This is a genomic window from Streptomyces sp. NPDC046881, assembly GCF_040645015.1.
Classification (GTDB): Bacteria; Actinomycetota; Actinomycetes; order Streptomycetales; family Streptomycetaceae; genus Streptomyces.
The window spans coordinates 1-7783 of record NZ_JBEYXJ010000190.1; the positions used below are offsets into that span (position 1 = coordinate 1).

Genomic DNA, 7783 nt, shown 5'->3' on the forward strand with positions numbered 1-7783 from the left:
GGTCCATCGCCCCGGGGCCCCCCCCCCGTCACGGGCGCGCGGCCCGCCGGCCCGGGAGTCCCGTCGGCCAGCACGAACCGGGGGCGTTACACCCGCGGCTTCTCCCGCATCTCGTACGTCGCGATGACGTCGTCGACCTTGATGTCGTTGAAGTTGCCGAGGTTGATACCGCCCTCGAACCCTTCGCGGATCTCGGTGACGTCGTCCTTGAAGCGACGCAGACCGGAGATGGTGAGGTTCTCCGCGACCACCTTGCCGTCGCGGATGAGGCGCGCCTTGGTGTTGCGCTTGACCTCGCCCGACCGGACCAGGACACCGGCGATGTTGCCCAGCTTGGACGACTTGAAGACCTCGCGGATCTCCGCCGTACCCAGCTCGACCTCTTCGTACTCCGGCTTGAGCATGCCCTTGAGGGCCGCCTCGATCTCCTCGATCGCCTGGTAGATGACCGAGTAGTACCGGACGTCCACACCCTCGCGCTCGGCCATCTGCGCCGCGCGGCCGGCCGCACGGACGTTGAAGCCGATCACGATGGCGTCGGAGCCCATCGCCAGGTCGATGTCGGACTCCGTGACCGCACCGACGCCGCGGTGCAGGACGCGGATGTCGACCTCTTCGCCGACGTCCAGCTGGAGCAGGGAGGACTCCAGGGCCTCGACGGAACCAGAGGCGTCACCCTTGATGATCAGGTTCAGCTGCTGGACCTCGCCGGCCTTGAGCACCTTGTCCAGGTCCTCCAGCGAGACACGGCGCGTGCGCTTGGCGAAGGCCGCGTTGCGCTCGCGGGCGGCGCGCTTCTCGGCGATCTGACGGGCCGTACGGTCCTCGTCCACCACCAGGAAGTTGTCGCCCGCACCCGGGACGTTGGTCAGGCCCAGGACCTGCACCGGCGTCGACGGGCCGGCCTCGGCGACGTTGTTGCCGTTGTCGTCGAGCATGGCGCGCACGCGACCGTAGGCGTCGCCCACGACCATCGTGTCGCCGACCCGCAGGGTGCCTCGCTGGACGAGGACCGTCGCCACGGCACCGCGGCCGCGGTCGAGGCGGGACTCGATCGAGATGCCCTGCGCGTCCTGGTTCGGGTTGGCCCGCAGGTCGAGCGAGGCGTCGGCCGTGAGGATCACGGCCTCCAGCAGCGAGTCGATGTGCAGACCCTGCTTGGCGGAGATGTCGACGAACATGGTGTCGCCGCCGTACTCCTCGGCCACCAGGCCGTACTCGGTCAGCTGACCGCGCACCTTGGTCGGGTCGGCACCCTCGACGTCGATCTTGTTGACCGCGACCACGATCGGCACGTCGGCCGCCTTGGCGTGGTTGAGCGCCTCGACCGTCTGCGGCATGACGCCGTCGTTGGCCGCGACGACCAGGATCGCGATGTCGGTCGACTTCGCACCACGGGCACGCATGGCGGTGAACGCCTCGTGACCCGGGGTGTCGATGAAGGTGATCTTGCGCTCTTCGTCGTTGACCTCGGTCGCGACCTGGTAGGCACCGATGTGCTGGGTGATGCCGCCGGCCTCGCCCGCGATGACGTTCGTCTTGCGGATCGCGTCGAGCAGTCGGGTCTTACCGTGGTCGACGTGACCCATGACGGTGACGACCGGCGGGCGGACCACCAGGTCCTCCTCGTCGCCCTCGTCCTCGCCGAACTCGATGTCGAAGGACTCGAGCAGCTCACGGTCCTCCTCCTCGGGGCTGACGATCTGAACCGTGTAGTTCATCTCGCCCGCGAGGAGCTGCAGCGTCTCGTCGGAGACGGACTGCGTGGCCGTGACCATCTCGCCGAGGTTCATCATGACCGCGACGAGGGACGCCGGGTTGGCGTTGATCTTCTCCGCGAAGTCGGTGAGCGACGCGCCGCGGGAAAGGCGGATGGCCTCTCCGTTGCCGCGCGGCAGCATCACGCCGCCGACGCTCGGGGCCTGCATGGCCTCGTACTCCTGGCGCCTCTGCCGCTTCGACTTGCGGCCGCGGCGCGCGGGCCCACCGGGACGGCCGAAGGCGCCCTGCGTGCCACCACGGCCACCGGGACCACCCGGACGGCCACCGAAGCCGGGACGGCCACCGCCGCCACCGCCGGGACCACCGGGACGACCGGCGAAACCGCCGCCACCGCCACCGGGACCGGCGGGACGACCGGCGAAGCCGCCGCCACCGCCACCGGGACGACCGGCGAAGCCGCCGCCGCCCGGACGACCGCCGCCGCCACCGGGACGACCGCCGCCGCCACCGGGACCGCGGCCGCCGGGACCACCGCCGCCGGGACGCGGGCCCGCAGCGGGACGCTGCGGCATCATGCCGGGGTTCGGACGCGGGCCGCCGGGGCCGCCGCCGGGACGGGGACCGCCCTGCGGACGCGGCATCGAGCCCGGGGTCGGGCGGGGACCGCCCGGAGCCTGCGGACGCGGACCGCCGCCCTGGGCGCCGGGCGCCTGCGGACGGGGACCGGCGCCGGGGGCACCGCCGGGGCCGGGACGCGGACCGCCCTGCGGGCGCGGGGACTGCGGACGGGCCATACCGGCGTTGCCGCCGGAGGTGAAGGGGTTGTTACCGGGGCGCGGACCGGCCGGACGGGCGCCCGGACGGGCGGCCTGGCCACCGGAGCGCGGAGCACCCTGGCCGGGACGGGCCGACTGCTGGCCCTGACCGCCGGCGGCCGGACGGCCACCGGGCTTCGGGGCACCGGGGCGGGCGCCGGGACGCGGACCCTGGGCGGCCGGAGCCTGCGGGGTCTGCGCGGCCGGGGCGGCCGGCGGAGCGGTGAACTCCGGGGCGGCCGGGGCCGGGCGCGGCGCGGGCTTGGGACCCGGCACCGGACGCGGGCCGGGAGCGGCCGGCGCGGGCGCCGAGGGGGCCGACGGGGCGGCCGGCTGCTGGGCAGCGGGCGCCGTCGGAGGCTTGGGGGCAGCCGGCCTCGGGGCCGGGGCAGCCGGACGTGCCGCCTGCGCCGGAGAGGGCGCGGCGGGCTTGGGGGCAGCCTTGCGCGGGGCGGGCTTGCCGGCGGACTTGCCGTTGCCACCGCCCTGGAAGGCGTCGGTCAGCTTACGTACAACCGGCGCTTCGATGGTCGAAGACGCCGAACGGACGAATTCACCGAGTTCCTGGAGCTTGGCCATGACGACCTTGCTCTCGACACCGAACTCCTTGGCGAGTTCGTAGACCCGGACCTTAGCCACTTCGCTCCTTTGAGGTCCGGGTTGAAGCCGGACCGTCGCTAGTTCATGGGCGTACTCATCGCGTACTCATCGAGTGCTCATCGCAATCTCGACCTGCTTTCGACTCGCGAGGTACCAGGCCGCACGGGGTTCCGTACGGCTCGTCTTACGGCGTTGCCTGCTCGGCAACTGTTGTCTGCTCGACGTATCGGCGCAACGCCTTTGTGTCGAGCGGTCCCGGGACGCGCAGTGCCCGCGGGAACGCCCGGCGGCGTACCGCCTGGTCGAGACAGACCAGGGCGGGGTGCACATAAGCACCCCGGCCGGGCAGCGTACCGCGAGGATCGGGGGCGCACGCGTCCTCGATCCTCACGATCCGCAGGAGATCGTTCTTGGCCGCCCGCTCCCGGCACCCCACACAGGTGCGTTCAGGGCATGCTCGGGTGTGCGTCCGGCCAGACACAGTAAGTCTACCTCCCCGTACCGACCTCACCCCTTTGGGGCAAGAATCGAACGGCTGTTGTCGTGATCTCAGCGACGGGCGGCCTGGATCTATTCCCCGCCCGCCGGGCCTACTCCCCGGCCTGCTCGGTGTCGGGCCGGATGTCGATCCGCCAGCCGGTGAGACGGGCGGCGAGGCGGGCGTTCTGGCCCTCCTTGCCGATCGCCAGCGACAGCTGGTAGTCCGGGACGGTCACCCGTGCGGAGCGGGCGGCCATGTCCACGACCTCCACCTTGCTCACCCGAGCGGGTGACAGGGCGTTCGCCACCATCTCGGCCGGGTCGTCCGACCAGTCGACGATGTCGATCTTCTCGCCGTTCAGTTCGCCCATCACGTTGCGGACCCGGCCGCCCATGGGGCCGATGCAGGCGCCCTTGGCGTTCAGACCCGAACGGGTGGACCGTACGGCGATCTTGGTGCGGTGACCGGCCTCACGGGCGATCGCGGCGATCTCCACCGAGCCGTCGGCGATCTCCGGGACCTCCAGGGCGAAGAGCTTCTTCACCAGGTTGGGGTGGGTCCGGGAGAGGGTCACGGACGGGCCGCGGACGCCCTTGGCCACCCGGACGACGTACGACCGCAGGCGCAGGCCGTGCGGGTAGGTCTCGCCGGGCACCTGCTCCTGCACCGGCAGGATGGCCTCCAGCTTGCCGATGTCCACGAGCACGTTCTTCGGGTCGCGGCCCTGCTGGACCACTCCGGTGACGATGTCGCCCTCGCGGCCGGCGTACTCGCCGAGCGTCGCGTCGTCCTCGGCGTCGCGCAGCCGCTGCAGGATCACCTGCTTGGCGGTGGTCGCGGCGATACGGCCGAAGCCGGACGGGGTGTCGTCGAACTCGCGGGGCTCCTGGCCCTCCGCGAGGTCCTCGGGGTCCTCCTTCGCCCACACGGTCACATGCCCGGTCTCCCGGTTGAGCTCCACGCGCGCGTGTCGGCGGCTTCCCTCGGTGCGGTGGTAGGCGATGAGGAGGGCCGACTCGATCGCCTCGACCAGCAGGTCGAAGGAGATCTCCTTCTCCCGCACCAAGCCCCGCAGGGCGCTCATGTCGATGTCCACGGCTACGCCTCCTCCTCTTCCTTCATGTCCTTCTTGACCTTGTCGTCCTTGCGGTTGAACTCGACCTGCACGCGCGCCCTGACGATCTCCGGGAAGCCGAGCCTGCGGCTCGTGGCCTTGCGGCCCTTGACTCCGGGCACCTCGACGTCGATGCCCTCGTCGTCGACCTCCAGGATCCGGGCGACCAGCTCGCCGCCCTCGGCGAGCTGGAACTTCACGAGCCGGTCGGTCGCGCGCACGAAGTGCCGGTGCTCGGTGAGGAGGCGCTCCGCGCCGGGGGTTCCGACCTCCAGGTCGTACGCTGCGTCACCCATCGCGTCGGTCTCGTCGAGCTTCGCCGAGAGCGCGCGGCTCACATCGGCGATGGCGTCCAGATCGGCTCCGGTGTCGGAGTCGACGACCACGCGCAGCACCCGCTTGCGTCCGACGGAGTCCACGGCGATCTCTTCGAGATCCAGCCCCTGGGAGGTGACGAGCGGTTCCAGCAGCTCTCGCAGCCTCTCGCTCTGGGTGGTGCTCATCCGGGTGACTCCTCGGCCGCGTGTGCTGTTGTGGGATGGGTCGCGTGTCTGGTCAAAGGGTATCCGGTCGCGGAGGGTGTTGCGGTCCCTCACGGGTGGGCGCGCGGCGGAGCGCATGTCATCACAGCACGTGACTGTGGAGCGGGCTGTGTGAGCCGGTGACATGAAGCGAGGGGATGCGCGGGTACCGTGATCACCGGCGGGCCGGGTCCCGCCCGTGTGTTCGTACGAGCCCCCGAGGACGTCAGCCGTGCCGTACCCCCCTTCGTCGCGCATCCCCTCGGGGCCGCGCAGAAGATCCCTGCTCGCCTCGGCCGCCGGGGCCGCCCTCTTGGTGGGCTGCTCGGCCGAGCCCGACGACGGCGGCACGGGTCCGTCGGCCACCGCCCGGGCCCGCGCGCGTGCGGCCCGGGACAGCCGGGGGCTGCTGGGGCACTACGACGCGGTGCTGGCCGCGCATCCCGGGCTGGCGGAGCGGCTGCGCCCGCTGCGGGCCCAGGTCGCGGCGCACGCGGCGGCCTTCCAGGAGGGCTCCCCGGCCACCACGACCGCTTCGGCCACCGCTTCGGCCACCGCTTCGGCGTCGCCGTCCGCCGTGGCCGTGCCGGCCGGCGAGAAGGACGCCGTCGCGGGGCTGGCCGCGGCCGAGCGGGCCCTGGCCGACCGGCGCGCCAAGGAGCTGCTGGGGGTGCCGGGCGAGCTGGCGCGGCTGCTGGCGTCGGTCGCGGCCGCCGGGGCCGCGCACGCGTACCTGCTGACCGAGGGGGCCAGGTGAGCGACGGGACCGAGCTGACCGCGCTGCAGGCGGCGCTGGCGGCGGAGCACGCGGCGGTGTACGGGTACGGCGTCGTCGGCGGTCGGATCGAGGAGCGGCGGCGGTCCGAGGCGCGGGCCGCGTACGACGCGCACCGGGCGCGCCGGGACGCGCTGGTGCGCGCCGTGCGTGACCTGGGCGGCACTCCGGTCGCCGCGAGCGCCGGGTACGCGCTGCCGTTCCCGGTCCAGGACGGGGCGGCCGCGGTGCGGCTGGCCGCGCGGCTGGAGGAGCGGCTGGCCGGGGCGTACTCGGACCTGGTGCGGGCGGCCGCCGGCGCACGGCGGGCCGACGCGGCCGGGGCGCTGCGCGAGGCCGCGGTGCGGGCGGTGCGCTGGAGCGGGGAGAGCGTAGCCTTCCCTGGGCTCGCCGAGCGGGCCGGCGGACAGGCGGGCGCGGCCGGCACGGCCCCCTCGCCCTCGACGCCGGCGACACGATAGCCACCACCACCAGCAGGACGGGCCGTACGGCTCGGCGCCGCAGCAGGGCCCGACAGCAGGCGACAGGAAGGGAACGACTCGCGCATGGCTTTCGAAGCACCGCAGCGCCTGGTGCGGGCGCTCGGTGAGACGGCACCGGCCGGGGACGACTGGCTGGCGCGGCTGCCCGCGGCGGCCGAGCGGGCCGTCGCCCGGCGCGAGTTGACCGTGGAGCGGGTGCAGGTGCCCGGCGGGCGCAGCAGCCTGGTGGTGCTGGTGCGGCGGGCGGACGGCACCCCGGCCGTACTGAAGCTGGCGCCGCCGCGGGCCCGCCCGGAGAGCGAGCGGGCGGCGCTGGCGCACTGGGCCGGGCGGGGCGCCGTACAGCTGCTGGAGTCCGGGGCGGAGGACGGGGCGCTGCTGCTGGAGCGGCTGCACCCGGACGTGTCGGTCCGGTCGCTGCCGGAGGCGAAGGCGCTGCTGGAGGCGGCGGGGACGCTGCGCCGGCTGTGGGTGGCGCCGCCGGCCGGGCATGCCTTCGAGACCGTCGCCGAGCGCACCGGACGGCAGGCGGCGGCGATGCGGGCCGGCGCCGCGACCGACCCCGAGGCGGCGCCGCTGGTGGAGTCGGCGCTCGCCGCCCGCGAGCAGCTGCTGGCCGCGCCGCCGGAGCAGCTGCTGCTGCACGGCACGTTCCGGCAGAGCAAGGTGCTCGGCGGGGAGCGGATGCCCTGGCTCGCGGTCGGCCCGGACCCGGTGGTCGGCGAGAGCGCCTTCGACCTGGCCCGGCTGGTGCGGGACCGGGTGGAGGACCTGATCGCGACGCCGTCCGGCCCGGCCACCACCCGGCGCCGGATCAAGCGGCTCGCGGAGTCGCTGGAGGTGGACCAGGAACGGCTGCGCGGCTGGACGCTGTTCCGGGCGGTGGAGTCCGGGGTGCGGGCCCGGCGGGTCGGCCGGGAGAAGGACGCGGAGCTGCTGCTGGAGTTCGCGGCCTGGCTGTAGGCATGAGCAGGCGTACTCAGGCGTCTGGGTGTCCGGACCCGTGCGGACCGGGTGGGGCGGCGGACGGACGGCTGGAGCCCGGCCGGGCCGCCGTCGCCGGGGCGCGGGCCCGTTACGGCACCGTCTTCTCCGTGACGTTCAGGACCCGGGAGTGCTGGACGCTCTCCCGGGAAGCGTGGCGGGGGGCGCGGGGCTGGTCGGCGCCCCCGGCCGGCGCGCGCCCGTGGGGCCGGGCGCGCGGCACCCCCCCCCCACACCCCACGCCCCGCGCGCCCGGGGGCGCAGACAGCACCAGCGCGCCCCCCGCGAG

7 protein-coding genes are annotated in these 7783 nt (G+C 74.0%); 3 read left to right on the plus strand and 4 right to left on the minus strand.

The features are described 5' to 3' along the window. Nucleotides 1-86: 86 nt before the first annotated feature. The 4 genes from infB to rimP form a co-directional block, all read right to left on the minus strand. The gene (gene infB, locus ABZ923_RS40290; protein WP_361483062.1) at nucleotides 87-3176 is read right to left on the minus strand and encodes a translation initiation factor IF-2; all 3090 of its coding nucleotides are present in this window, start codon (nucleotides 3174-3176) and stop codon (nucleotides 87-89) included. Between the two features lie 145 nt (nucleotides 3177-3321). Then, nucleotides 3322-3618 carry a YlxR family protein gene (locus ABZ923_RS40295; RefSeq protein ID WP_361483065.1) on the minus strand — a complete coding sequence of 99 codons (297 nt, stop codon included), beginning with the start codon at nucleotides 3616-3618 and terminating at the stop codon, nucleotides 3322-3324. A 109-nt stretch (nucleotides 3619-3727) separates the two neighbouring features. Then, on the minus strand, nucleotides 3728-4714 hold the full coding sequence (nusA, locus tag ABZ923_RS40300) for a transcription termination factor NusA (protein ID WP_361483068.1): 987 nt from the start codon (nucleotides 4712-4714) through the stop codon (nucleotides 3728-3730). 2 nt (nucleotides 4715-4716) lie between these two features. Next, complete coding sequence (gene rimP / locus ABZ923_RS40305; RefSeq protein ID WP_361483071.1) at nucleotides 4717-5235, minus strand: ribosome maturation factor RimP; 519 nt, start codon at nucleotides 5233-5235, stop codon at nucleotides 4717-4719. A gap of 250 nt (nucleotides 5236-5485) precedes the next feature. Here rimP and ABZ923_RS40310 point away from each other — a divergent pair, with 250 nt between their 5' ends. From ABZ923_RS40310 to ABZ923_RS40320, 3 genes are all read left to right on the plus strand, one after another. Continuing rightward, entirely contained in the window at nucleotides 5486-6010 is a 525-nt protein-coding gene (locus ABZ923_RS40310) for a hypothetical protein (RefSeq protein ID WP_361483074.1), read from the plus strand. Next, a complete protein-coding gene (locus ABZ923_RS40315; protein ID WP_361483076.1) occupies nucleotides 6007-6489 on the plus strand; it encodes a ferritin-like domain-containing protein in 483 nt (160 codons plus the stop codon). The genes ABZ923_RS40310 and ABZ923_RS40315 overlap by 4 nt, the downstream gene beginning before the upstream one ends. An 84-nt stretch (nucleotides 6490-6573) precedes the next feature. Then, nucleotides 6574-7473, plus strand: coding sequence for an aminoglycoside phosphotransferase family protein (locus tag ABZ923_RS40320; RefSeq protein WP_361483079.1), 900 nt, complete (start codon nucleotides 6574-6576; stop codon nucleotides 7471-7473). The last annotated feature ends 310 nt before the right edge of the window (nucleotides 7474-7783 follow it).